Here is a 23,405-nt window from a genome sequence, read left to right as displayed (position 1 = left end):
CTAAAACAATAGCTTGGTTGCACGGGCCGCTGGGCAAGGCTATGGCGCGGCGCATGACACAGCCTGTAGCCAAGCCCTGGATCAACGCCATTCATGCCTATACGCCGGGCAAGGCGAAGAGCGATGATGGCCGCATTCTGATCAAGCTTTCTGCCAATGAAAACCCTTTGGGATGCAGCCCTGATGCCACGGCGGCCATGGCAGACGCACGTGCAACTTTGGCGCGCTATCCCGACCCCGCATCGACTGCGCTGCGCGAGGCGCTGGGCAAGGCCTATGATCTTGAAGCCGACAGAATCGTCTGCGGTACCGGATCGGACGAACTTTTGAACCTGATCGCTGCTGGCTATGCCGGCGCGGGGGACGAGATCATCTACGTGCGTTACGGTTTTTCTGTCTATGATATCGCCGCACGTAAATGCGCCGCCACCGTGGTGGTTGCGCCTGACAAACATTATGGCACTGATGTCGATGCGTTGTTAGCACTGGTGACAGACAAGACACGCGTGGTCTTTGTTGCCAATCCGAACAATCCGACCGGCACCTGGACCGACGATGGCGAAATCATGCGGCTGCATGCAGGACTTCCGGCCGACTGCGTATTAGTGCTCGACCAGGCCTATGGCGAATATCTGGAAGAAGATGGTCCCGCTGCGTTCGATCTTGCGCGCAAACATGCAAATGTGCTGGTCACACGCACCTTTTCCAAAATCTATGGTCTTGCCGCCGAACGCATTGGCTGGGCCTACGGCCAGCCGGGGCTGATCGAGACATTGAACCGCATTCGCGCGCCGTTCAACGTCACCAGCGCCGGGCAGGCCGCCGCAATTGCCGCACTCTCCGATAGTGACTTTTTGGCCCATAGCCGCAAACATAACAGCGAATGGCGCGACTGGATGGCGGCCGAAATCGCCGCGCTTTCAAATCACGGCCTCAAGGTCATTCCCAGCCGCGCCAACTTCCTGATGGTGATGTTCGAAGGCGCGGTCAGCGCAGAGACGGCGTACAAGGCGCTGATGGACGAAGGCTATATCGTCCGCTGGCTGCCGGGGCAGGGGCTGGCAACCGGGCTGCGTATCACCATTGGCAGTGAAGAGGAAAATCGCGGGTTGATGGCGGCATTGCGCAATATATTGGAACGGCACAGCTGATGCTGCCCTTTGCACGCGTCACGATCATCGGGCTGGGGCTGATTGGCTCCTCAGTTGCGCGCGCTGTGAAGGCCGCGATGCCCGATGTGAGCGTTACAGGCCATGATGCCGATCCGCAGGTGCGCGAACGGGCGTGCGCACTCGGTTTCTGTGACGATGTGACCGATACGGCGGGCGCGGCGGTGATCGATGCCGGGCTGGTTGTGCTGTGCGTTCCCGTTGGTGCAATGGGTGTTGTTGCGGCAGAAATTGCCGAGGACCTTCCGGCGGATGCTATCGTCAGCGATGTCGGCAGCTGTAAGCAAAGTGTTGCAGACGCATTGGCAGCCGTGCTTCCCGGCGCGACAATCATTCCCGCACACCCCGTCGCCGGTACCGAAAAAAGCGGACCCGATGCTGGCTTTGCAACCCTGTTTCAGGGCCGTTGGTGTATCCTTACTCCCCCAGCCAACGCCCCCGAAGCAGCGGTCGAGGCATTGCGTGCATTTTGGCAGCGGCTGGGATCCGATGTCGAAATCATGGAGGCGCGGCACCATGATCTTGTCCTGGCGATTACCAGCCATTTACCGCACCTTATTGCCTATACCATTGTCGGCACGGCCGACGATCTGGGCGAGGTGACGCAAAGCGAAGTGATCAAATATTCGGCCGGCGGTTTCCGTGATTTCACGCGCATCGCTGCTTCCGATCCGGTGATGTGGCGCGATGTCTTCCTCAACAACAAGGAAGCCGTGCTTGAAATGCTTCAGCGCTTTTCAGAAGATCTGACCGCGCTGCAGCGCGCCATCCGCTATGACAAGGGTGAAGAACTGGAAGCGCTTTTCAGCCGTACCCGCACGATCCGCCGTTCGATTGTCGAACAGGGGCAGGATGATGATGCACCCGATTTCGGGCGCAAGCATTAACTCCCGTTGGAAGCGCTATTCAAACCCCTATCCAAAAAATATCCGAGGGTCGAATAGTGCGAATGGCCAGCAAGGCGATGCTGCGCGACGACATTGGGTAGCGCCTTGCCTAAAGCCTCGACCATCGATGGCGGGGTCCAATTATCGTCATCACCATACCAGAGCGTGACCGGCGGTGAGATAAGCGGTAAAATGCTGGCCCAATCCTCGACATATGAGGTGACCTCCCGTCGATAAGCTTCCGGATTGCGGCCTATAGACTGCTGCAGCATCTGGGCCATTGCCGACTTGAACGTCGGTTGAGAGGCCAAGGCACGATCATGCCCTGCAGCATCGGCAAACAGCATATGGAACAATGATCCGGGTGCAATGCGCGCCAGACATGACTGCAGGTGCACCATTATCGAAAACAGAAGGCGGCTATAGCGCGCCATTCGAAAAACGGGCCCACCAGCCATTTGACCCAGAAAATCGCCGAGTTCCAAGGGCCCTGCCGGAGAAATCAAGTCTAGCGATATTATCCGATTATCAAGGCGGGAAACGACGTTCATGGCAATAAATGCACCGAGGGAAAACCCGACAAGCCTGATTGGGCCATTTGGAAAATGCGCTGCAATTTCTGATGCCAGTGCATCGAAATATTGATCTGACGAAAGGCCGTTATGGTGATCATGGCGAGGCAGGACCCATAGTCGGTTGCAACCCGTCAGTCCCAATGCGGGGAAAAGGAGCAGTTCGTCCGGGGATCCCGGCGTACCGTGGAAATAGACGATCCGTCCACCCTCATCCATTGAGTGCGTTGATCGCCGCATGCACCCGAGCCTCGACCTCATCACGGGGCAGGCCGGGCGGAATGGTTTCACCGACCTTGTAAGTGATTGTTCCGCTTTTCCACCAGGGCTTGCCCTTGGGCGTTAATTTTCCGCTGTCGACCGCTATTGGTACGACCGGTAATCCCAGCAATTTATACAGTCCGGCAAAGCCCGATTGCAGTGGCGGGCGCTCGCCATGGGGCACGCGGGTGCCTTCCGGAAATATCACGATTGGTCGGCCGTCGGCCGTAATCTGGCGGGCCAATGTCAGCATCGCGCGCAATGCGCCCGCACCCGCTTCGCGATCTACCGGAATCATCCCATAGGCTTTTGCGGCCGGGCCCCAGCCGGGAATGTCGAACAATTCGCGTTTGGTGATGACGGCAGGCAGCCGGAACAGGCGCGGCATGTCGATCGTTTCGAACATCGCTTCATGTTTGATCGCAAAAAGTACCGCACCTTGCGGCAACACCCCATCCAGCTTCAGGCGGATGCCGAGCAACCATCCGGCACAGAACAGATGGTATCGGCTCCATCCATGCACCCCCGCCCGTAACAATGGTCGCGACACATAGGCCCCGATCAATGCCGTTAGCACATAGGGAACAGACCCGATGTAGAAGATGATGGCAAAAAGAAGCGAGCGGACCAGATACATTGCAGGGTTAAACCCCGATCAGTGCAGCGGTTCCGCGCAGCCAATATTTGTTATACTCCCGAAACAGAACATAAAGGCTTGGCTGCGTCGGCACGGCGTCGGCGATCACATCGATCGAATCGGGAAGCGCGATCGCCAATTCCATCTTGGCACGGCGCATATGCCAATCATGCGTAACAAGACGTAGCGTGCGGATTTTGTTCCGTTTCACCCAGCGCGCAGTTTCAATCGCATTCGATCGGGTGTCGACTGCGCGAAAGCCCAGATCAATGCAGCAATCGAACAGCGCAACGGGGCGTTTATACTCCACCGCCAGTTCGCCGGGTTTCACATCAAGATCCACGCCCGAAATCAGCAGGCGCCGGGCCTTTTTCGCTTCGAGGATTTCAAGGCCGCGGTCGATGCGCTGTGCACCTCCGGTCAAGACCACCACTGCGTCGGTCCGGGTCAGGTCCGCAGGTTGCGGCAGGAACAGGGCAAACCAGGCAAAGCCCAGCACCCAGACCAGAAAAACAAAGGCAATCGTGCGTCGAATCATAACATGTTCTTGAGTGTCGACAGCACTGTCCACCGCGCCATCGCTATCGACAAGCCTGTAACTGCCAGCGGAATCAACAGCAAGAGTAGCCAGCCATAAATCGGCATTCCCGCGCCCGCCAGCAACCCTGGGTCAAGCGCCTGGACACGGTTGCCGAGCAGCAGCAGCAGCCCCGTGGCTGAAGCAAAGCCGATCGCGCCGCCAAAGAGTGAATCAAGGGCAACGCGCCGCTGGAAGAGGCGGGCGGCCTGCAGGTCGGTTGAACCCATCATGTGCATGATCTCGATTGTGCCCTTATGCGTATTGAGCGCACCGCGCACTGCAAGCGCCACGGTAGCGGCCGTAGCCAATAACAGCAGCAGCACAATTCCGCCTGCCATGGCAAGCAATGTGCGCATCAGCCGGAACCATGGTTCCAGCCATTGGGCATTGCCGTCAATCCGGATGTCGGACCGGTTGCCATCGTTGCCCCGCGCAAGTTCGCGGCGCATTTGCAAAAGACGTTCAGCTGATGGGGCTTGCGCAAATTCGACATCGATCAGTGCCGGCACGGGAATGCCCGCCGCCTCGGCGCTGTCGCCGAGCCAAGGTTGCAAAAGGGCGCGCGCCTCGGATTCCGGAACAGCGCGGACGCTGGTGACCCCCGGCATGTTGCGCAGTCGGCTGGCGAGCCTTTGCTGTTCGACGGCACGCATTTGCGGATCATCCTCCAGCAACTGCACCGTTGCCTGCCGCGTCAATTCGCTGCGTCCTTGGCGGGCAGCGTCAAAAAGTGTGAGAGCGGCAGCAGCCGACAACAGCGCCAGAAAAATCATGATCGCCATCACCCAAGGCATGGCGCCTGAAAAACGGCCGTCGGGGATCAGCTTTCGCTCATGCGCTGCGATAGCAAAAGGGGTGCGCTGCAATGCCATCAGTTGCGCAATATCAAAGGTTGCGGCGGATGGCGGAGCGCGCCGGTCGGATCGGAAAGCCGCCCCTTGTCGAGCCGCATCATCTGGGCACCTTCGATTTCCTGCAGCAAATGGATGTCGTGCGTTGCCACCACAACGGTCGTGCCCAGCCGGTTCAATGCCGAAAACAGCTTCAGCAACCGCACGGCCATGTCGGGATCGACATTGCCTGTGGGTTCGTCCGCGACAAGGATTTCGGGTCGGCCGATTACCGCGCGCGCAATCGCCACGCGTTGCTGTTCGCCGCCCGAAAGTGTCGCGGGGCGTGCCTCTGCACGTTCGCTCAGCCCGATCCATGACAGCATTTCACGCACCGGGCCGTCGAGGTCGCGTTCCGAAATGCCCGCGATGCGCAGCGGCAGCGCGATATTGTCAAAAGTGTTCAGATGCGGAACTAGGCGGAAATCTTGAAACACCACCCCGATGCGCCGGCGAAAGCCGGGCAACCGTGTACGCGGCATGTGCACCAGATCCTCGCCGAACATGCGGATCGAACCCCGGCTCGGGCGATGGGCGAGATAAAGGAGTTTCAGCAGCGACGTTTTGCCGGCACCCGATGCGCCGGTTAGGAAATAGAAACTGCCCGGAAACAGCTTGAAGCTGACATCGGTCAGCGTCTCGGTATCGGTACCGTATCGCAAACCCACATTGTCAAATTCTGCTACGCTTTGCATCATCCTATCGAATGGCACATAAGCGGCGGTGGCGCAAAGGGATGTTTGGGCGATAATGTGCCCCGAACGGACGATAAAGCACCCACCGTCCACAGCAAATTCGTCCGATTCGCTTGCATCACGCGAATCGCTGATGTTTATGCTGTTACATGTTGCTGGTTTGCCCCGAATGCCGGACAAAATATGTCGTTCCCGATAGTGCCATCGGCACAAGCGGGCGGCAGGTGCGTTGCGCCAATTGCCGGCACAGCTGGTTTCAGGATGGTGTGGCATCGCCGCCTGCACCGCCCGCGCCGCCAATTGTTGCACCGCCAGCTGTTGCTCAGCCGGATTCCGCGCCTGTGCCAGATTTTGCAAGCATATCCGACGAACCCTCACCCGGCTTTTCTGCATTTGACGGGCCGCCGCGTGTCGTTGTCGACGCCGACCGGCCGTCCCGATTTGGTCAGGGCGATCCACCTGTTGCCGAACTGGCGCGCGAAATCCCGCCGCCGCCGCGCGTGTCCGAAAACCGCAGCCAGTTTGCCCATGAACCGCCATTCCGCCCGCGCCGCAATCCGGCAAAGATGATGACATGGGCGGCGGCAGCCTTTGCCTTGCTTGCCGTGTCGATTGGAATGGCGACTTGGTATTTCGGCTGGCTCGATAACAGCTTTGCGACCAGCGCCGAGGAGCCCGATCTCACCATCGTTCTCCATGACAATCTGGAATTGGGCCGCGATGCTGACGGGTCACCTTTCTTCATCGCCAGCGGGTCAATCGTAAACCCTACTGCAACGGCGCAGAATGTCCCAGAATTGCTGGTGACTTTAAAGGATGACAGCGGCCGTTCGGTCTATAGCTGGACCATGAAGGCGCCGGTGCGCACGCTCGCACCGGGTGCAAAAACCGATTTCAGCCAGTTACGCCGTGATGTGCCGCTCGCTGCCTCCCGAATCAGCGTCAGCTGGGCTCTCGGCAGCAGCTGACACCCGCAGGCAATCAATAATATTCGATCAAAAGGCCGCCCGCATGCCGGCTCACCCGCCGGTCCGTTCGGTTGCGATCCTGCCCGCGCTGTAATTGTGACAGATTAATCGATTCGGCGGCAATCATGGTGACGCTCGCGCTTGCCGTCACCCTCGCCCGGGCGGGTGCGCCGTCCGCGACGGCTGTCGCGGCAGCAGCGATCAGAATGAGCGGCATGAACATGGCCCAAGGTTAACGCGTCGTTTACCTTGGGCGGCAAGCCGCAAAGAGGGTTAATTGCGCCCGAACCGGTGCAGAAAAGCATTTTCCCGCGCTCGTCCCCGAAACTGCCCCATATTGCGACAAGGGCTTTTGCTGCAATTACCCGGATATAGCGGTTGCACCCCTCTTAGCCTTTTGCTAGTGGCGCTCGCCTACCTGTCAGGGCAGTGCGGTCGTGGCGGAACTGGTAGACGCGCAACGTTGAGGTCGTTGTGGCCGAAAGGCCGTGGAAGTTCGAGTCTTCTCGACCGCACCAAACAGTCCAAAGAGCGGCTGATCTCCATACATTTTACTGACAGGCTGAGCCCAAAAGGGCGCAGTCTTGCGGGTTTTGGTGAATGAGCGTTGGGCTGGAGACAGCGTCAGTTTGCCGCCTTGGCGCATCAAAAATGGTGCCAGTCTCCAGTGACGGCATTGGAGACGTTTTTTAACCTCAATGGCGTCGGCGGTTTTGAGCTTGAGATTCGTTCTTGCTATAGCAACCGCCAGAAGTTGCCGCGTCCTCAGCATGGCCTCCTTTTGCCGCCACTAAATTGTGGAACCACATGCCGGCAAATGCCCGTCTTCCTGTCAGGCTTCGCTCCGACGGATCAATTCTGCAGGCTCAACACCTAGAGGCGCTGCAAGCTTTGCAAGGATTTCGATCGTAGGATTGCGCGCGCCGCGCTCAATGTCGCTTACATATGTACGGTGGATACCCGCTTCAAAGGCATAATGCTCCTGCGACCAGCCTTTTGCTGTTCGAAGACGCTTGAGATTTGCCCCAAGAATTTGACGAATATCCACTCGATGGATGTCGCCCGAATGTCGACGATCAATCTACAGACGATAAGTGACATTTAACTTGACTTCATCCGCCCGGTTCGCATTCAGAATGTCACTTATAAGTGACGTATTTTTGAGGCAGTTGTGATGTTGATCAGATTGTTGATTGTCGTTGAGAAGTGACCCGTTATTTTCACTGAGAAGTGACCCGGGTGGTTGGTATATCCCGCGTTGCGGGTTTTGGGTCAAGAGGTTGGTTTTTCCTTTCTGTTTTTGGGCGCTGCGGCACTGGCGCGGAAGCGGAAGCTGTCATTCCCGGTCTCAAGGATGTGGCAGTGGTGCGTAAGTCGATCGAGCAAAGCGGTCGTCATCTTGGCATCACCGAACACACCGCCCCATTCGCTGAACGATAGATTGGTGGTGATGATGACGCTGGTCTGCTCATAAAGCTTGGAGAGCAGATGGAACAGCAGCGCGCCGCCTGATGGACTGAACGGCAGATAGCCTAACTCGTCGAGAATGACGAGATCAAGGCGCAGCAGGCGCTCGGCAACCTGGCCAGCTTTATTCATAGCCTTTTCCTGTTCCAGCGCATTGACCAGATCAACCGTGGAGAAGAAGCGGACCTTTTTGCGGTGATGCTCAACAGCCTGCACGCCAAGCGCTGTAGCCATGTGGCTTTTACCTGTCCCGGGACCGCCGATCAGTACGATATTGTCGGCACCGTCTATAAAATCTCCACGATGGAGTTGACGGATGAGGGCTTCATTCACCTCGCTGGCTGCAAAGTCGAACCCGGCCAGATCCTTGTAGGCCGGGAACCGGGCTGCCTTAATGTGGTAAGCGATGGATCTGACCTCACGTTCGGTCATCTCCGCCTTGAGCAGCTGCGAGAGGATCGGCACAGCCGCTTCGAACGCAGGGGCACCCTGTTCGATCAGGTCGCTGACGGCGCCAGCCATGCCGTACATCTTGAGGCCGCGTAGCATGACCACGATCGCGGCGCTGGCGGGATCATGACGCATGACGCGCCTCCTTGTTCCGGAGGGCATCGTAGCGCCCGACATTGGCTAGAGGCTCGCGCGCAAGGCGCAAAGCCTGTGGTGCATCTATAGGGGTTGGCGGGATAGCTTTGCCATCGGTCAAACGATGCAGGATATTGAGAACATGGGTCTTGGTCGCCACCCCAGCATCAAGGGCAAGCTCGACCGCGCATAGCACTGCCTGCTCATCATGATGCAGCACAAGCGCCAGTATCTCGGCCATCTCCCTGTCGCCGCCAGGCCGCTTGAGGATCAGCCCTTGCAACTGCCGGAACGCTTGCGGCAGTTCGGTGAAGGGTGCCCCGTTACGCAAGGCACCGGGCTTGCGTTGGATTACTGCCAGATAGTGGCGCCAGTCATACACCGTTTGGCCGGGCATATGGTGCGAGCGCTCAATAATCCGAACATGCTCGCACACGATCTGCCCTTCGGCAACAACAACGACCCGGTTCGGGTATATCCGCAGGCTCACCCGCTGGTTCGCAAACGATGCCGGCACGCTATAACGGTTACGGTCAAAGTTCACGAGGCAGGTCGGGGATACCCGCTTGCTGTGTTCGACAAAGCCGTCGAAGATACGGCCCTGCGGCATCAAGCTGGCGACTTCCTCGGCATGCACATCAGCCACGGTACCAGGCAGGCTACCGTGCTTGATATGCCCCCATTGCGCAATGCAATGTTCCTCCAGCCAAGCGTTCAGGGCATCGATATCGGGGAAGCTGGGCCCAGAGGCACTAAGGGGCTGCCACAGCCGCCGCCGCGCATCCTGCACGTTCTTCTCGACCTGTCCTTTCTCCCACCCCGAGGCCGGGTTACAGAAGTCTGCTTCGAACAGGTAATGGCTCGCCATAGCGGCAAAGCGCGCATTGACCTGTCTGACTTTGCCCCGGCCAATGCGATCGACCGCCGTCCTCATATTATCAAAAATACCCCGCTGGGGAACACCGCCCAGCACCCTGAACGCCTCAGCAAGCGCGTCGAACAGCATCTCGTGGGTCTGAAGTGGATATGCCCGAACAATGAACGCTCGGCTGTATGATAGCTTGGTATGCGCTACCTGCAACTTGGTCTGCCTGCCACCTATAATGGCCCAGTCTTCGCTCCAGTCGAACTGGAAGGCTTCACCCGCCGCAAACACCAAGGGCACAAAAGTGCCGCGTCCGCTGGTCTGCTGCTCGCGTTGGCGTTCAGCCTTCCAAGCGCGCACAAAGGCTGCAACCCGCTCGTAGGAACCGTCATAGCCCAATACCACAAGATCAGCGTGCATCTGCTTGGCTGTGCGCTTCTGCTTTCGCGACTTGCCAACCTCAATCCGCAGCCACCCCGACAGCTTCTCTGCAAACGGATCAAGCTTGCTCGGCCGAACAGAGGCCCTGAATACCGGTTCTAACGTGTCTGCACGTAAATACTTGCGGATCGTGTTCCGCGACAATCCTGTCCGCCGTACAATCTCACGGATCGGCATCCCTTGCCGAAAACGCCAGCGACGTATCACACTCAATAAATCCATGTTGATCACTCCTCATCCCCCCAACCGGTCGGTCAGGGTGTGGTTCAAACATGGGTCAAATCTCAGTGAAAACTTATGCCCCTAACGGGTCACTTCTCAACGACAATCAACACCCTAACGGTAGCTTCCTCTATTTGCTGACTGGTGATTGCCGTAACAGCAGCGGGCACAGAGTTAAGGCCTTGGTCGCGCCTCGTTGCGGTCACAACGATTTCCTGATTGTCGAGACCTTCAACGTCCGCACTCTGTTGTGCCATCGCCGTAGTGCCTGACAACGCAAGTGCGATCGCACTGCCCCCCAAAAATGCCGTCCGCATATCGACTCCTCTTAACGTAACTCACGAGTTACATTAGCGAGGCCGTTGCGATGCTACAAGAGGCTATGTTCAGATGTCGGGAAGATTCCAGTGAGCAATTGTAGACCGACGCCAGGACTTGATGATGTCGCCAATCCAAGCTGCGAAAATGGGATCTTCGGCCGCGTCCCCCTCGGTAAGCCAGTTCGATAAAGCTTCAAAGAGGAAGCCGGTTAGGTTTCTAACTGCCATTTCCGCGCGGCGTGCTTCCTTGCTGCTTTGACCTTTTTGATCCTCAAAGAATCGCATTAGCCAGTCTACATACAGCTCTTCCAACTGACTGGCATGAATGCGATATACTGGGTCACCTCGACATTCCCGGTACAGTAGCAGGAATGCTTCCGGATTCTCTCGAGCTGCAGCGATGGTGCCAACGGTACCCGCATGGTACCCGCCCCAAGGCTCCACTTTCAGACGCGCTAGAACAGCCAAAACCTCCTCGAAAATTGCCGCAATCAGATCATCTTTTGACGAGAACTGACGATAGATAAGTCCTTTTGAAAGATTCAATTCGGCCGCGACATCATCCATTGTCGCACCGCGCAGGCCTTTCTCAAGGAAAACTCGGGCACCCGATCGTAAGATTGCTATCCGCCGTTCGTCGTGATCAATTCGCGGGCGCCTTTTTTTCAGCATATCAAATCCTCAAAATCGCTGGCGACTTAGTTCCCCTGCGTTGTCTGAGCAAGCGCGACCACAGAAAGTTAGACTACCGACGTCGTAGCGACCATGATCAACACGTTCGGAAAGGTTGCGAAAAAGGTTTTTGGTAATGACGTGACCCCCAACTATCATCCAGTTTTGATTAGAGCCTCGGGGTTGTTGTTGCCCATGTGGGCGGGTGAAGCAAGGGGCTGCGTAGCGTAGCCTCCGGCTATGCGGAGCGAAGCAGCCCCTTGCTTTTTCAGTTCGGCCGCAAAGGCCGCTGGGGTGGCGTATCCGAGCGAGGAGTGAGGCCGCCGGGTGTTATAGTCCCAAGCCCATGCAGCGATCTTCTCGCGGGCATGATCAAGGCTGGTGAACAATGTCTCATTGAGCAGTTCGTCACGCATCCGCCCGTTAAAACTCTCGACGAACGCATTCTGGGTTGGCTTTCCAGGGGCCGTATAATGCCAGTCAATCTTGGCGGTCCCACACCATTCGAGCACGGCATTCGAGGTCAGTTCAGTTCCATTATCGCTGACTATCATGGCGGGCTTGCCGCGCACAGCGATCAGATCGGTCAGTTCGCGTACCACTCGTTTGCCACAGATCGAAGTATCAGGAACTGCGGCCAGACACTCGCGCGTCACATCATCGACCACGTTGAGTATCCGGAACCGGCGGCCACTCGCCAACTGGTCGTGCACAAAGTCGAGGCTCCAGCGCTGGTTGGGCAGCGCTATAACGGGAGCCGGCGCACGAGCGCCCACCGCGCGTTTGCGCCCCTTGCGCCGCCGCACGGTCAAGCCTTCCTTCCGATACAGCCGCTGCGTCTTCTTGCGGTTGATCGCGATGCCTTCGCGCCGCAACAGCATATGAAGGCGGCGGTAACCAAACCGGCGGCGCTGGTGCGCAAGGGCGCGCAGCTTCTCACGCAGCACCGTGTCATCACCGCGACAAGACTGGTAGCGAATGACCGTCCGATCCGCCGCTATGACCCTGCACGCCCGCCGCTCGCTGACATCAAGCAGGGCTTGAAGATGCGCGACCGCTTCACGCTTTGCAGCGGGCGTTACCATTTTTTTGACAGCAGATCCTTCAGACCTGCATTGTCTAACATCGCGTCTGCCAGCAGACGCTTGAGCCGCCCGTTCTCATCCTCCAACGCTCGAAGACGCTTGGCTTCGGATACTTCCAGGCCTCCGTACTTGGCCTTCCAGTTGTAAAGCGTCGCCTCCGATACGCCGTGTCGACGGGCAAGGTCGCCCGTCTTCGCACCCGCCTCTGCCTCCCGAAGCACACCTATAATCTGCTCTTCTGTAAACCGTGATCGCTTCATCGTTCCGTCCTTCTCTCAAGGGCCGGACTCTAATTATAAATGGAGGGAATTTAAGGGGTCACGTCAAGTGGAGACCAGTTAGCGTTAGACTGACAGCACCCTCTCGAGGATTTCGCCTTCGTGGTCGACGGCGCGCCAAAGGTAGACCATCTCACCGTTCAGTTTGAAGTACATCTCGTCGAGATGCCAACGCCAGTGCCGAACTCCACGCATGGCCTGCACCCGCTGGCGGCGGATGTCGGCCGCAAACATCGGCCCGAACCTGTTCCACCAAAGCCTGACAGTCTCATGGCAGAGGTCGATGCCGCGCTCGAACAGCAGATCCTCAACATTCCGCAGCGACAGGGGGAACCGCACGTACATCATCACGACTAGGCGGATGACCTCGGGCGATGAGTTCAAATAGCGGAACGGGCTAGCTGGTTTTCTAGGGCGTGGCATGCGCGGCTGCTGCCGGTCAGTCGCCGAGAGCGACAGCCGGTGCATTTGCTTTGACAGCACCTCGCTAACATACCGGCCGTTAAAACGAACACGCTTCGCCTTCCAAACAAGCCGTTCACTCCGGTTGGCGAAAGCCTCGTTTCAGACAAAAAATCATCTCTAAGCTGTCGCCGACACGAGCCAAGCTTTACCTTGCATCATCACGCCTTGCCCGGCGACATAATGCGTTTGGAATAGTTCGACCAAATCCGTTTCAGCTGCCGCGCGAACGTCTGCACCCTGTTCCTCCAGCGCGCGTCCAGCCGCCATTGAAGACAGCACGAACGATACCGCATCATGAGCTGTGGCATTCACGCCACCAATTGGTTGAAGCCCATTATATGCCACGACGCTGGCTTCCGAAAAGCCGCCGCTCGCAAGAATTTCGTTCAGATAGTTGAGATCTTCAAACGCGAATGGGCCGGGCGCGCGGGGAACCGCCGGGGGGATATCGACATAGCGGCGGACGACGCCCATCATTTCCATCATCCACAAATTGTCGCGTGGTGGACCCCATACCGCCAGATCAATCCGCGCACCGGGACGCAGCAGACTGTGCAAATTTGCAAAGGCCTTATGCGGTTCGGGAAAAAACATACTGCCAAAGCGCGAAAAGAGCCTGTCAAACGGGGCATCGTCGAGCTGGACCGTGGCTCCATCAGCGCAGATGAACCCAATGTTGGCTACTCCAGCGTCTTTGGCACGCCGCAGAGACGCGGTCGTCAAGTCGGGAGAAATGTCGATGCCAACCACTTCGCCAGAAGGCGCAACGGCCTTGGCGATGGCAATTGTCGTCCCGCCACCACCGCAGCCGATGTCAAGCACGCGCTCGCCGGGTTTGAAATCGGCTTGCCTAAGAAGCGCTTCACCAATGGGGGCAATCATGCCCTCAAAACGTGCGAGATTAGCAAGCCATTTGGCACCCATTTCGCCGGCCCAATCTTCGCCCTTTAATGCTTCGGGGCCGTTGTTCATCTCAGTCATTTTGCGCCTCTCCCTATGCAAACGTTTAAAGCAATACCCAACGGATGACACCGCCGATAATCGCCAGAGCACCGACGCTCAGCATCCAGATGCCGAAGAACCAGCCTAATTGTTTGGCGCGCGGCATCAATGATATCCGTCGTGGCCGACTTTGCCGCGGAACACCCAATAGGACCATGCGGTGTAAGCAACAATGATCGGGACCATGATAGACGCGCCGATCAACATGAAGACTTGGCTGCGATGTGGCGCCGCTGCTTCCCAGATGGTGACCCGCGCCGGAATGACGTTTGGCCAGATCGAAATGCCAAGGCCAACCAGGCATAAGCCGAACAATGCGAGTGCCCAGAAGAACGGCTGCGCATCTTTGGTCCGACGCAGGCTGCGATAGAAGAGGAACGTCACGGCAATGGTAGCAATCGGCACTATGGCCGTTGCCAGCACACCCGGATAGCTCAACCAACGCAAATAATATTGCGCCTCAAGCGTCAGCGTGGCGAGGCTGATTACGCCGATCATCAATAGCAAGCTTATGCCCAGCCGTCCGGCATAAGTGACCGCCTGACGCTGCAATGCGCCTTCGGTCTTCCAGTTCAGCCAGCACGCGCCCAAAAGCGCATAGCCGACCAGCAGCCCAAAGCCGGTCAAAATGCTAAATGGCGACAGCCATTCCCACCATCCGCCGGCATAGGAACGGCCTTCAATGGTAATACCTTGGAGCAGCGCGCCAAGAGCTATCCCCTGCGCGAAGGTGGCAATGAACGAACCCAGCGTGAATGCGCGATCCCACAGTTCGCGATGTGCCGGATCGCGCCAGCGAAATTCGAACGCAACGCCGCGAAATACAAGGCCAAGCAGCATCGCAATCATCGGTGCATAAAGCGCAGGCAAAATGATCGCATACGCCAGCGGGAAGGCCGCAAGCAAACCGCCGACGCCCATCACCAGCCATGTTTCGTTTCCGTCCCAGACAGGCGCGATACTGTTCATCGCGGTATCGCGGTCCTTGCCCACTTTGAAAAAGGGAAACAATATGCCGATGCCAAGATCAAAGCCGTCCATGACAACATAAGCAATGATGGCAAAGCCAATGATGCTGGCCCATATAACGGTCAGATCGATCATGCCGATGCTCCTTCCAATACCGCGGGTGCAGGTGTGATGCCTGCGCTTCGGATAGGGGTGCCATCCAGCGCGCTTTCGTGCGCCTCCGGTGGTTTCTTCATCAAACGCAACAAATACCAAATGCCCATGCCGAACACCGCGAAATACACCACAACAAAGGCGAGAAGCGAGAAAGCAACGGCGGGTGCATCAAGCGGCGAGGCGCTATCAACGGTGCGCAACACGCCATAAATCGTGAAGGGTTGCCGTCCAACTTCGGTCACCACCCAGCCTGCAAGCACGGCAATGAAGCCAGACGGGCCCATCAATAATGCGGCCTTATGGAGCCACGACCATTCATACAGCTGCTTTCTCGACCGTGCGAGCAGGCTCCACATGCCGATGGCTACCATCGCAATGCCGAGACCGACCATGATCCGGAATGCCCAGAAGACAATACCAACCGGCGGCTCGTCTGCGTCGGGGATGGTATCAAGGCCAGCGAGCGGTGCATTCAGATCATGCTTCAGGATTAACGACGATGCTTTGGGAATTTCAACGGCGTAATCGACCGTCCGCTCTTTGCTGTTGGGAATGCCAAACAATATCAATGGCGCGCCATCGGGATGGCTTTGATAATGCCCCTCCATTGCCATGACCTTCGCCGGTTGATGTTCCAACGTATTGATGCCGTGAAAGTCACCCGCGACGACCTGAAGCGGCGCGACGATTGCCGCCATCCACATAGCCATCGAGAACATTTTGCGCGCCCCCGGATTGGCTTTGTCTTTCAACAAATGCCAGGCGCCAACCGCGCCCACGGCAAAGGCAGTGGTCAGATAGGCCGCCAGTAAAGTGTGGACGAGGCGGTAGGGGAAGCTGGGGTTGAAGATGATTGCCCACCAGCTATCACCGGGCATGAACTGACCATTGGCCGCAATCTCATATCCCACCGGTGTTTGCATCCAGCTGTTCACCGACAATATCCAGAATGCGGAAATGAAGGTGCCAATGGCGACGGCCAGCGTTGCGACAAAGTGGAGCTTGCGCCCAACCTTGTTGATCCCGAACAGCATTACGCCCAGAAAGCCTGCTTCTAGGAAGAACGCCGTCAGAACTTCATAGGCCATTAACGGCCCGATGACGGGTCCCGCTTTGTCCGAAAACACCGACCAATTGGTGCCGAATTGGTAGGACATCACGATGCCCGACACGACGCCCATCGCAAAAACAACCGCGAAGATTTTCAACCAGTAGCGATATAGGTTAGCGTACACGCCTTCACCGGTTTTGAGCCACAACCCCTCAAGAACCGCGAGAAAGCTCGCGAGCCCAATCGAAAACGCTGGAAACAGAAAGTGGAAGCTTACGGTAAAAGCAAATTGTGCCCGGGCCAGAATTATTGCCCATTCCTGCTCGATCATGGCTTACTAATCCTGATGGGAAAACTTGCTGCTCCAGTGTTGCCGGTGCGCTTATTTCGGGCGATAATCCAGAGCTCGCCCTTTCCCGAAAAGTTGGGTAGCATTGTACCGGTGAATTGTCCCGGAGCGACTGAAAAGAACATTGGTATTCGCTCAGTAGGCTGACCCTTTTGGCGCAATATTGCGACTACTTGATAATCTGCCGCGTCCCACAAGCCTCCATCCGCAATCGGACAGCCGCACATCAATGACACTTTGGCAGTCAAAGTGGTAGCTTGACCCTGTGTCAAAGTAGAGATGTCGTCCATTTCTATGGCAAGGCCAGGAAGTTCCACGACCCACGCGTTACCAGCGACTGCCGAAATGCCGGGAACCAGCCAGCGATCGGACATCGCGCTCTGCATCGTTAAGGGGCGGCCAAGCGGCCCGCGCAGTTCAACACGCACCAGCGTGGGCACCGAAATATCTAGTGTAGTCGAATAATGCGCGGCCCCTGGACTCGTGCGCATTGGTGACCGCCCGACAGCTTCCATAATCTTATTGGTATCACCTGTGTCTCCAGCAGTAATACCTTTTGCGAGTTCCTTACCCGTCTTTGCATCACGCAGAACCACCTCGACGCCACCCATCGAATCGCCGATGAATTTTGCATCCTGGCTGATGGCATGAACTGTCACCGACGTTGGCTCCGCAAGAGCTGGTGCTGTCGTTAGAAGAATTGGGAGAAGCGCGAAGACCAGTTTCATCCGTCTAATTTTCCTATCTACTAACGACAGTGACATTTGCGAGCCAACAAGTTGGATATTCAAATATAATCTTACCTTTTATGCTCATACTAATTCAGGCGACGTTCGTCGTCCGCAAATACGGACGAAGGGTCGTCCAGCCTTGCGGGAACAACGTCGCAGCTTCGTCGTCTTTGATCGACGGCGGGATGATGACATCCTTGCCCACTTCCCAGTCTGCAGGCGTCGCAATCCGGAACTTGTCGCCGGTCTGCAACGCATCAATGACGCGCAATATCTCAGCAAAATTCCGACCGACACTCATTGGATAGGTCATGGTCAGACGAATTTTCTTGTCGGGATCGATGATGAATACCGAACGCACCGCGGCGGTTTCGCTCTGCTGCGGATGGATCATATCGTACATACGCGCAATCGACAGATCGGCATCCGCAAGGATCGGGAATTTGAGGTCGGTATGCTGGGTGTCGTTGACGTCATCGATCCACTTAAGATGCTCTTCCGCTGTATCGGTCGAAAGGCCAAGTGGCTTGGTATTGCGCTTTTCAAACTCGCTAGCGAGTTGCGCCGTGCGACCCATTTCGGTGGTGCAAACAGGTGTAAAATCTGCCGGATGGCTGAAGAAGAATACCCAGCTGTCGCCAGCCCACTCGTGGAAGCTGATCGGGCCATTTTGCGTTTCAGTCTGAAAGTCGGGTGCGATATCGCCAATGTGAAGGGTCATATTATATCCTTTTTGGTTTACTTAGTATCTCAACAATGATCCCAGTTGCCGCTCAATACCAACATAATTACACAGTTAATGTAATCGACAATTTGAATGTTTGTATCAATAAAGAATGCGCCACTTAATGCCACGACGTTTTGAAAAATACTCTGTCATATCAGACCTCTAGCGGCCATATTGTCGGGAATAGTCGTTGCATTGTCGTCTTCGTCCGAAGACCGAATGAGCGATTGAAGCGCTTCGTTTTGTGACAACCAGACTTTGCCGGTGAGGTCATGAAGCAAATGCGACTTTTCGAGTGCGTCCATTACCGGGCCTTTGACCTCAGAGAAATGCAGCTGGACACGGCTATCTGCCAGCCGGTGGTTGATTGCTTCGATGCTCTCGAGCGCAGAGGCGTCAACAGCGTTTATTGCAGAACACATCAGGATAAGATGGCGCAGCTCTGAACGTTCGGCGACCTGTTCCAGTACGAACTCTTCGAGCCAACGGGCGTTGAGATAGGTAAGGCTTTCGTCGACGCGGATGGTCAGGATGCGCGGGTCGGTGAACACCTTGTGGCGTTTCACATTTCGGAAATGCTCGGTCTCGGGAACCCGTCCAACAATGGCGGCATGTGGCCGTGAAGCGCGCCAGAGGAACAATGCAAGGCTCAGGCCGACACCTGCCATCACGCCAGGTTCAACACCAATCAGGAGCGTCACGGCTATCGTTACCGCCATCGCGGCAAAATCGGCTTTGGAATAGCGCCAGATCGCGCGCGGCGTTTTAAAATCGACGAGGCTCAAGACCGCAACGATGATCGTACCGGCCAATGTCGCGATGGGAAGCGACGCGAGCAATGGCGTCAGGAACAAGGCCGCGAGCAATATGCCAATCGCGGTAAATGCACCTGCGGCGGGGGTTTCCGCGCCTGCATCGAAGTTGACGACCGAGCGGGCAAATCCGCCCGTGACTGGATAGCCGCCCGAAAAAGCGGCGGCGACATTCGCTGCGCCCAGGCCAATAAGTTCCTGGTCCGGAACAATGCGCTGCCGCTTTTTCGCTGCGAGCGTTTGCGCGACCGAGACCGATTCCACAAATCCAATGATGCTGAGCAACAGCGCAGGAACGGCCAGTCTCTGCCATAGTTCCGCATCGAACAAGGGAATGGTGAAGGGTGGCAAGCTCTGCGGAATATCGCCGACCACCTTCACGCCTTTGGCTTCAAGATCGAACGTGATGACCGCCAAAATCGACAGCGCGACCGCAACGATGGGTCCGGCTTTGGCAACAAGATCAGCAGGCCGAGCCGCCAGCCCGAAACCAATGAGCATGGGTTTCAAACCTTTGCGCACCCAGAATAGAAATCCGGTCGCAATCACGCCAATCGCAAGGGTGTAAGGGTTTGTGTCCTTGGCATTTTCGATCAACGTCGTGACCAGCTCGGGCATTGCCTCACCCGACGCCTTAATGCCCAACAGCGACTTGAGTTGGCTGGTGGCAATAATGATACCGCTTGCGGTAATAAACCCCGACACCACAGGATGCGATAACAGGTTTGCGAGAAAACCCAGACGCAACACGCCCATGACAATCAGGATCAGCCCGGACAGCAACGCGAGGACAAGCGTGGCGGCAATAAATTCGGCGCTGCCCGGTGCAGCAACGGCGCTCGCCGCTGTCAAAGTCATCAGCGAAATCACCGCCACTGGCCCAACGGCGAGTGCGCGGCTCGTTCCGAACAGTGCATAGGCAATGATGGGAAGAATAGACGCGTATAGCCCTATTTCCGGCGGTAATCCCGCCAACATGGCATAAGCCAGGCTTTGCGGGATGAGCATTATCGTGACGATTGCAGCGGCCACCAAGTCATTGGTCAACGTCACGCCGCCATAGCCGCGTCCCCATTCCAATATCGGCAAATAGCGCGCCAATTTCATAGCCGTTATGCCGCGCCGATCTTGTGGGGTTTGACCATCCACTCATGCCCTTTGAGCATACCGTGCCAGTAAATTGGCGGAAGGATGGTGTCCTTTAACAGCCATGACAGGCGCGATGGACGCGTGCCGTCAATCAGCCAATTGGGAAAGCTTGGCAGCAACTTGCCGCCATAGCCGAACTCTGCAAGCACGATCTTGCCGCGTTCAACGGTCAGAGGACAGCTGCCATAGCCGTCATAATCGGCGACAGGCGGTTTGCCCTCAAGAGCAGCCAATACGTTCACCGCGACCACAGGCGCTTGCTTGCGCGCTGCCGCCATGGTCTTGGCGTTTGACGCCGAGCAGGCATCGCCCAATGCAAAGACATTAGGATAGCGCACATGCTGCAATGTCGCTTCATTGACCTCAATGAAACCACTTGCGGCAGCCAGCGGACTGTTGCGCACAAAATCTGGCGCGACTTGCGGCGGGACGACATGGATCATGTCGAACTTTTCTTCGACCCGCGTGACGATGTCGCCGCGTTTCTGTTCAAATGTCGCAATTTTGGCAGGGCCATCGATCGCAACCAGCTTCGATTCAAAATTTAAGTGCGCGTCATAGCGTTCGATATATTCCATCAGTGCGGGCACATAGGCGGCAACCCCGAACAGCACTGCGCCGCTGTTATGGAATTGCACATCAATGTCTTTTAACACCCCGGCACGTTCCCACGCACTGCATGATAGATACATTGATTTTTGCGGCGCGCCTGCACATTTAATCGGCATTGGCGGCTGCGTGAACAGCGCGCGGCCTTGCTTGAAATCCTTCACAAGGCGGTTGGTATAAGGGGCAAGGTCGTAACGATAGTTGGACGTTACGCCATTTTGACCGAGTGTTTCGGTCAAGCCGTCGATAGCCTCCCAATCCAGCTTAATGCCGGGGCATGCCACCAGCACGCGATAGGCAACCGAACTTCCATCGGCGAGCAGCACTTTGTTGTCCTCAGGCGCAAATCCAGAGGCTGCCTTTTTGATCCAGTCAACCGCTTTGGGCATGACCGATTTTTCGGTGCGCTTGGTGAATCCAGCCGAGAAAACACCAGCCCCAACCATAGTCCAGCCGGGCTGATAATAATGGTCTTCTGAAGGTTCGATTACGGCAATCGACAGCTGCCGGTTGCGTTTGAGGAGGCTGGAGGCAGTCGCAATGCCTGCGCTGCCGCCGCCCACGATAACCACATCATAGATTTTGACGGAGAATGGCGCTTCATTCTGACCTTTTGTCGCTATTTCCCAAAGCTTACTGGAGCGCGCGCCGGAACGGCAATAGGCAAGAATGGGGGATGGCATATCGGCAAGAGCCGCTTTCATCTTGGCCGCATCATCGTCCGTCACTGCGCCTGACACGGCTGGAATATAAGTGAATGACAGACCAAGCGCTTCCGCTTCTTTCTGGATAGCGGCGGCGGATGGTTGCCCCGCCTCTTCGCCATCCGGCCGGTTGCAGATAACCGATTTGAAGCCCTGCGCGGCGGCGTGATGCACATCTTCTGCCGTCAGTTGCCCCGAGACAGAAAAGCCTGGCGTTATGGATTTGAAGGTCATTTAGGCCCCCGCCTGTTTTGGTTTTTGGGATGTAAAAAGTATGAAGCGTTGCGCGGCCATGCCGACAAACATCGCAACGACAAATGGCGCGACATCGCCCGGCGCAATCGCCAAGTCAGCAAGCGCAGGCCCGGGGCAAAGGCCGGCAATGCCCCAACCCATTCCAAACAATATGGCCCCAATGGCGAGCGGGCGATCCAGCTTGGTCGTGCCTGGTAAATCGAACGTTGGCGCGGCAAGCGGCGCAGACAGTCGCGATCTAATGACCCAAGCCCCTGCCATTGGCAGCATCGCGCCACCCATAACGAAAGCGAGCGTCGGATCCCATTGGCCAAACAGGTCCAGAAACGCCTGAACCCGGGCAGGGTCTGACATGCCCGAATACGCAAGACCGGCCCCGAACAACAGTCCAGAGAGCAATGCGATCAGCGCCCGGGTCATAGCAAACCTCCAGCGCGAAGAAACCCTACGGTCACAAACCCGCTTGCCATGAACATGCCGGTTGCCAGCATGGATCGCGGTGAAAGGCGCGATAGCCCGCATACGCCATGGCCACTGGTGCAGCCCGAGCCGAGCCGTGTGCCATAACCAACGAGTAAGCCACCAATGATTAGCGGCCAGATTGATGCTGGAAAGCTGACTGTCACCGCACCAAATACCGTTGCAATGAAAAGCGCGCCAAGCGGAAGGCCGACGACAAATGCGATTGCGACATTTCGTGGCGCTCCGGTATCCGCGATGCCCGTTGCCCGCGCCGCCATTCCGCTGACGCCGGCGATCCGGCCAAGGCCGAGCAGCATGATCGCGGCCGCAAGCCCAATCAGCAAGCCGCCCATAAAGCCTTCAACAGGCATGGCGTTGGGAAAAGCCGGTATCATACGGCGTTGACCGGGATTTTGAGGTAGGTGATGCCATTGTCGTCCGCTGCGGGCATATGCCCTGCACGCATATTCACTTGCACCGACGGCAAAATCAGGCGCGGCATATCCAGCGTCGCATCGCGCGCCTCACGCATCGCGACAAATTCATCCTCGGTTATGCCGTCATGGGCATGGACATTGCCTTTTCGCTCTGCCTCCACAGTGGTTTCCCATGCATATTCAGTGCGGCCAGCAGGCAGATAGTCGTGGCACATGAAGAGGCGCGTCGTGGCAGGCAGTGACAATATCCGGCGCAACGACTGGAACAATTGCCGCGCGTTCCCGCCGGGAAAATCGGCGCGTGCCGTGCCGTAATCGGGCATGAACATTGTGTCGCCTGTGAACACGGCATCACCAATGACATAGGCAATGTCCGCAGGCGTATGACCGGGGACATGTAGAACGGTTACGTCCAGCTTCCCAATTTGGAAGTGGTCGCCATCGGCAAACAGCCGGTCAAAGTCGGACCCATCACGTTGAAAATCAGTGCCAGCGTTAAACAGCTTTCCGAACACATTCTGGACGGTGACGATATGTTCACCGATTGCGATTTTGCCGCCGATCTTCTGTTGCAGATATGGTGCTGCCGAAAGGTGATCGGCATGCGCATGGGTTTCGAGTAGCCAATCAACGGCCAAGCCCTGCTGTGCAACATATGCGATAATTGCATCCGCCGACGCGAACGAGGTCCGGCCTGAAGCAGGGTCAAAATCAAGCACGCTATCAACGATCGCAGCCTGCTTGGTCTCGGGATCATGGACCACATAGCTGACCGTGAAAGTCGGTTTGTCGAAAAAGGCGCGAATTATCGGAACACCCTTTTGGGCATCGCTCACCTGCGCGATGGCATTTTCTAACGCTGAGTCGGGCATGGGAAACTCCTATAAATTCATATTTACATAAATTGTGTAATCAATTATCAATGTTGCGTCA

Annotated in this window: 27 protein-coding genes and 1 tRNA gene; 4 read left to right on the top strand and 24 right to left on the bottom strand. The window is 56.8% G+C overall.

Going from position 1 to position 23,405, the window contains the following annotated elements; all coding sequences use genetic code 11:
- Positions 1–53: 53 nt before the first annotated feature.
- Together hisC and RSE16_03015 are read left to right on the top strand one after the other, a co-directional pair.
- Positions 54–1,151: a histidinol-phosphate transaminase gene (gene hisC / locus RSE16_03020; GenBank protein ID WRH76455.1), complete on the top strand. Its 1,098-nt coding sequence runs from the start codon at positions 54–56 to the stop codon at positions 1,149–1,151.
- Positions 1,151–2,056 (top strand): prephenate/arogenate dehydrogenase family protein, encoded by a 906-nt coding sequence (locus tag RSE16_03015; GenBank protein ID WRH76454.1) that lies wholly within the window; start codon positions 1,151–1,153, stop codon positions 2,054–2,056. The genes hisC and RSE16_03015 overlap by 1 nt, the downstream gene beginning before the upstream one ends.
- Here the strand turns inward: RSE16_03015 and RSE16_03010 are convergent.
- Genes RSE16_03010 through ftsE form a run of 5 tightly spaced genes read right to left on the bottom strand, consistent with a single transcriptional unit; the run spans position 2,053 to position 5,691 of the window.
- A complete protein-coding gene (locus RSE16_03010; GenBank protein WRH76453.1) occupies positions 2,053–2,868 on the bottom strand; it encodes an alpha/beta hydrolase in 816 nt (271 codons plus the stop codon). The two genes, RSE16_03015 and RSE16_03010, sit on opposite strands and share 4 nt — an antisense overlap.
- The gene (locus RSE16_03005) at positions 2,840–3,526 is read right to left on the bottom strand and encodes a lysophospholipid acyltransferase family protein (GenBank protein WRH76452.1); all 687 of its coding nucleotides are present in this window, start codon (positions 3,524–3,526) and stop codon (positions 2,840–2,842) included. The genes RSE16_03010 and RSE16_03005 overlap by 29 nt, the downstream gene beginning before the upstream one ends.
- Before the next feature lie 7 nt (positions 3,527–3,533).
- Complete coding sequence (locus RSE16_03000; protein WRH76451.1) at positions 3,534–4,064, bottom strand: YdcF family protein; 531 nt, start codon at positions 4,062–4,064, stop codon at positions 3,534–3,536.
- Complete coding sequence (locus RSE16_02995) at positions 4,061–4,978, bottom strand: cell division protein (protein ID WRH76450.1); 918 nt, start codon at positions 4,976–4,978, stop codon at positions 4,061–4,063. The genes RSE16_03000 and RSE16_02995 overlap by 4 nt, the downstream gene beginning before the upstream one ends.
- A complete protein-coding gene (gene ftsE / locus RSE16_02990) occupies positions 4,978–5,691 on the bottom strand; it encodes a cell division ATP-binding protein FtsE (protein ID WRH77285.1) in 714 nt (237 codons plus the stop codon). The genes RSE16_02995 and ftsE overlap by 1 nt, the downstream gene beginning before the upstream one ends.
- Before the next feature lie 149 nt (positions 5,692–5,840).
- Between ftsE and RSE16_02985 the strand changes: the two genes are divergently transcribed.
- Complete coding sequence (locus tag RSE16_02985) at positions 5,841–6,659, top strand: zinc-ribbon domain-containing protein (GenBank protein ID WRH76449.1); 819 nt, start codon at positions 5,841–5,843, stop codon at positions 6,657–6,659.
- 13 nt (positions 6,660–6,672) lie between these two features.
- On the opposite strand, the gene RSE16_02980 is transcribed toward RSE16_02985, so the two are convergent.
- The gene (locus RSE16_02980) at positions 6,673–6,876 is read right to left on the bottom strand and encodes a hypothetical protein (GenBank protein ID WRH76448.1); all 204 of its coding nucleotides are present in this window, start codon (positions 6,874–6,876) and stop codon (positions 6,673–6,675) included.
- Positions 6,877–7,090: 214 nt separating this feature from the next.
- Here RSE16_02980 and RSE16_02975 point away from each other — a divergent pair.
- A tRNA-Leu gene (locus RSE16_02975) sits at positions 7,091–7,177 on the top strand.
- Between the two features lie 314 nt (positions 7,178–7,491).
- On the opposite strand, the gene RSE16_02970 is transcribed toward RSE16_02975, so the two are convergent.
- The 18 genes from RSE16_02970 to RSE16_02885 all read right to left on the bottom strand — a co-directional run bounded on the left by RSE16_02970 (position 7,492) and on the right by RSE16_02885 (position 23,344).
- Positions 7,492–7,707 carry a helix-turn-helix transcriptional regulator gene (locus RSE16_02970; protein ID WRH76447.1) on the bottom strand — a complete coding sequence of 72 codons (216 nt, stop codon included), beginning with the start codon at positions 7,705–7,707 and terminating at the stop codon, positions 7,492–7,494.
- 224 nt (positions 7,708–7,931) lie between these two features.
- Complete coding sequence (istB, locus tag RSE16_02965) at positions 7,932–8,711, bottom strand: IS21-like element helper ATPase IstB (protein ID WRH76446.1); 780 nt, start codon at positions 8,709–8,711, stop codon at positions 7,932–7,934.
- Positions 8,701–10,239 carry an IS21 family transposase gene (istA, locus tag RSE16_02960; GenBank protein ID WRH76445.1) on the bottom strand — a complete coding sequence of 513 codons (1,539 nt, stop codon included), beginning with the start codon at positions 10,237–10,239 and terminating at the stop codon, positions 8,701–8,703. The genes istB and istA overlap by 11 nt, the downstream gene beginning before the upstream one ends.
- A gap of 89 nt (positions 10,240–10,328) precedes the next feature.
- The gene (locus RSE16_02955) at positions 10,329–10,556 is read right to left on the bottom strand and encodes a hypothetical protein (GenBank protein ID WRH76444.1); all 228 of its coding nucleotides are present in this window, start codon (positions 10,554–10,556) and stop codon (positions 10,329–10,331) included.
- Positions 10,557–10,625: 69 nt separating this feature from the next.
- Positions 10,626–11,231 carry a TetR/AcrR family transcriptional regulator gene (locus RSE16_02950; protein ID WRH76443.1) on the bottom strand — a complete coding sequence of 202 codons (606 nt, stop codon included), beginning with the start codon at positions 11,229–11,231 and terminating at the stop codon, positions 10,626–10,628.
- A gap of 155 nt (positions 11,232–11,386) precedes the next feature.
- A protein-coding gene (locus RSE16_02945; protein WRH76442.1) for an IS3 family transposase occupies positions 11,387–12,576 on the bottom strand; the annotation gives its coding sequence in 2 pieces (ribosomal slippage) (positions 11,387–12,324 and positions 12,324–12,576; 1,191 coding nt in all).
- An 84-nt stretch (positions 12,577–12,660) separates the two neighbouring features.
- A complete protein-coding gene (locus RSE16_02940; GenBank protein WRH76441.1) occupies positions 12,661–13,062 on the bottom strand; it encodes a DDE-type integrase/transposase/recombinase in 402 nt (133 codons plus the stop codon).
- Between the two features lie 114 nt (positions 13,063–13,176).
- Positions 13,177–14,040 (bottom strand): methyltransferase domain-containing protein, encoded by an 864-nt coding sequence (locus RSE16_02935; protein ID WRH76440.1) that lies wholly within the window; start codon positions 14,038–14,040, stop codon positions 13,177–13,179.
- A gap of 25 nt (positions 14,041–14,065) precedes the next feature.
- Positions 14,066–14,167, bottom strand: a complete 102-nt coding sequence (locus RSE16_02930) for a DUF2474 domain-containing protein (protein ID WRH76439.1) — start codon at positions 14,165–14,167, stop codon at positions 14,066–14,068.
- Positions 14,167–15,165 (bottom strand): cytochrome d ubiquinol oxidase subunit II, encoded by a 999-nt coding sequence (gene cydB, locus RSE16_02925; protein ID WRH76438.1) that lies wholly within the window; start codon positions 15,163–15,165, stop codon positions 14,167–14,169. The genes RSE16_02930 and cydB overlap by 1 nt, the downstream gene beginning before the upstream one ends.
- A complete protein-coding gene (locus tag RSE16_02920) occupies positions 15,162–16,568 on the bottom strand; it encodes a cytochrome ubiquinol oxidase subunit I (GenBank protein WRH76437.1) in 1,407 nt (468 codons plus the stop codon). Before RSE16_02920 ends, cydB begins: the two co-directional genes overlap by 4 nt.
- Positions 16,565–17,314 carry a hypothetical protein gene (locus tag RSE16_02915; GenBank protein ID WRH76436.1) on the bottom strand — a complete coding sequence of 250 codons (750 nt, stop codon included), beginning with the start codon at positions 17,312–17,314 and terminating at the stop codon, positions 16,565–16,567. The genes RSE16_02920 and RSE16_02915 overlap by 4 nt, the downstream gene beginning before the upstream one ends.
- 94 nt (positions 17,315–17,408) lie before the next feature.
- Positions 17,409–18,038, bottom strand: coding sequence for a peroxiredoxin (locus tag RSE16_02910; GenBank protein WRH76435.1), 630 nt, complete (start codon positions 18,036–18,038; stop codon positions 17,409–17,411).
- A gap of 155 nt (positions 18,039–18,193) precedes the next feature.
- Positions 18,194–19,963: a sulfate permease gene (gene sulP / locus RSE16_02905; protein WRH76434.1), complete on the bottom strand. Its 1,770-nt coding sequence runs from the start codon at positions 19,961–19,963 to the stop codon at positions 18,194–18,196.
- A gap of 5 nt (positions 19,964–19,968) precedes the next feature.
- Positions 19,969–21,552, bottom strand: coding sequence for a TIGR01244 family sulfur transferase (locus RSE16_02900; protein ID WRH76433.1), 1,584 nt, complete (start codon positions 21,550–21,552; stop codon positions 19,969–19,971).
- Entirely contained in the window at positions 21,553–21,993 is a 441-nt protein-coding gene (locus tag RSE16_02895; GenBank protein ID WRH76432.1) for a DUF6691 family protein, read from the bottom strand.
- Complete coding sequence (locus RSE16_02890) at positions 21,990–22,430, bottom strand: YeeE/YedE thiosulfate transporter family protein (protein WRH76431.1); 441 nt, start codon at positions 22,428–22,430, stop codon at positions 21,990–21,992. The genes RSE16_02895 and RSE16_02890 overlap by 4 nt, the downstream gene beginning before the upstream one ends.
- Positions 22,427–23,344 carry an MBL fold metallo-hydrolase gene (locus RSE16_02885; protein WRH76430.1) on the bottom strand — a complete coding sequence of 306 codons (918 nt, stop codon included), beginning with the start codon at positions 23,342–23,344 and terminating at the stop codon, positions 22,427–22,429. The genes RSE16_02890 and RSE16_02885 overlap by 4 nt, the downstream gene beginning before the upstream one ends.
- Positions 23,345–23,405: the final 61 nt, after the last annotated feature.

Source organism: Sphingobium sp., from assembly GCA_035196065.1.
Lineage (GTDB): Bacteria > Pseudomonadota > Alphaproteobacteria > Sphingomonadales > Sphingomonadaceae > Sphingorhabdus_B > Sphingorhabdus_B rara.
This window is presented reverse-complemented; position numbering and strand designations above follow the sequence as displayed.

Excerpts from the sequence above, each read along its gene's own strand:
- RSE16_02950 (WRH76443.1), bottom strand. The coding sequence starts at position 11,231 with ATGCTGAAAAAAAGGCGCCCGCGAATTGATCACGACGAACGGCGGATA.
- RSE16_02885 (WRH76430.1), bottom strand. The coding sequence starts at position 23,344 with ATGCCCGACTCAGCGTTAGAAAATGCCATCGCGCAGGTGAGCGATGCC.
- RSE16_02920 (WRH76437.1), bottom strand. The coding sequence starts at position 16,568 with ATGATCGAGCAGGAATGGGCAATAATTCTGGCCCGGGCACAATTTGCT.
- RSE16_02915 (WRH76436.1), bottom strand. The coding sequence starts at position 17,314 with ATGAAACTGGTCTTCGCGCTTCTCCCAATTCTTCTAACGACAGCACCA.
- RSE16_02910 (WRH76435.1), bottom strand. The coding sequence starts at position 18,038 with ATGACCCTTCACATTGGCGATATCGCACCCGACTTTCAGACTGAAACG.
- istB (WRH76446.1), bottom strand. The coding sequence starts at position 8,711 with ATGCGTCATGATCCCGCCAGCGCCGCGATCGTGGTCATGCTACGCGGC.
- RSE16_03005 (WRH76452.1), bottom strand. The coding sequence starts at position 3,526 with ATGTATCTGGTCCGCTCGCTTCTTTTTGCCATCATCTTCTACATCGGG.
- RSE16_03015 (WRH76454.1), top strand. The coding sequence starts at position 1,151 with ATGCTGCCCTTTGCACGCGTCACGATCATCGGGCTGGGGCTGATTGGC.
- RSE16_02895 (WRH76432.1), bottom strand. The coding sequence starts at position 21,993 with ATGACCCGGGCGCTGATCGCATTGCTCTCTGGACTGTTGTTCGGGGCC.
- sulP (WRH76434.1), bottom strand. The coding sequence starts at position 19,963 with ATGAAATTGGCGCGCTATTTGCCGATATTGGAATGGGGACGCGGCTAT.
- RSE16_02985 (WRH76449.1), top strand. The coding sequence starts at position 5,841 with ATGTTGCTGGTTTGCCCCGAATGCCGGACAAAATATGTCGTTCCCGAT.
- RSE16_02900 (WRH76433.1), bottom strand. The coding sequence starts at position 21,552 with ATGACCTTCAAATCCATAACGCCAGGCTTTTCTGTCTCGGGGCAACTG.
- RSE16_02995 (WRH76450.1), bottom strand. The coding sequence starts at position 4,978 with ATGGCATTGCAGCGCACCCCTTTTGCTATCGCAGCGCATGAGCGAAAG.
- RSE16_02980 (WRH76448.1), bottom strand. The coding sequence starts at position 6,876 with ATGCCGCTCATTCTGATCGCTGCTGCCGCGACAGCCGTCGCGGACGGC.
- hisC (WRH76455.1), top strand. The coding sequence starts at position 54 with ATGACACAGCCTGTAGCCAAGCCCTGGATCAACGCCATTCATGCCTAT.
- RSE16_02890 (WRH76431.1), bottom strand. The coding sequence starts at position 22,430 with ATGATACCGGCTTTTCCCAACGCCATGCCTGTTGAAGGCTTTATGGGC.
- istA (WRH76445.1), bottom strand. The coding sequence starts at position 10,239 with ATGGATTTATTGAGTGTGATACGTCGCTGGCGTTTTCGGCAAGGGATG.
- cydB (WRH76438.1), bottom strand. The coding sequence starts at position 15,165 with ATGATCGATCTGACCGTTATATGGGCCAGCATCATTGGCTTTGCCATC.
- RSE16_03010 (WRH76453.1), bottom strand. The coding sequence starts at position 2,868 with ATGCGGCGATCAACGCACTCAATGGATGAGGGTGGACGGATCGTCTAT.
- RSE16_02940 (WRH76441.1), bottom strand. The coding sequence starts at position 13,062 with ATGCACCGGCTGTCGCTCTCGGCGACTGACCGGCAGCAGCCGCGCATG.
- ftsE (WRH77285.1), bottom strand. The coding sequence starts at position 5,691 with ATGCAAAGCGTAGCAGAATTTGACAATGTGGGTTTGCGATACGGTACC.
- RSE16_03000 (WRH76451.1), bottom strand. The coding sequence starts at position 4,064 with ATGATTCGACGCACGATTGCCTTTGTTTTTCTGGTCTGGGTGCTGGGC.
- RSE16_02935 (WRH76440.1), bottom strand. The coding sequence starts at position 14,040 with ATGACTGAGATGAACAACGGCCCCGAAGCATTAAAGGGCGAAGATTGG.
- RSE16_02955 (WRH76444.1), bottom strand. The coding sequence starts at position 10,556 with ATGCGGACGGCATTTTTGGGGGGCAGTGCGATCGCACTTGCGTTGTCA.
- RSE16_02930 (WRH76439.1), bottom strand. The coding sequence starts at position 14,167 with ATGCCGCGCGCCAAACAATTAGGCTGGTTCTTCGGCATCTGGATGCTG.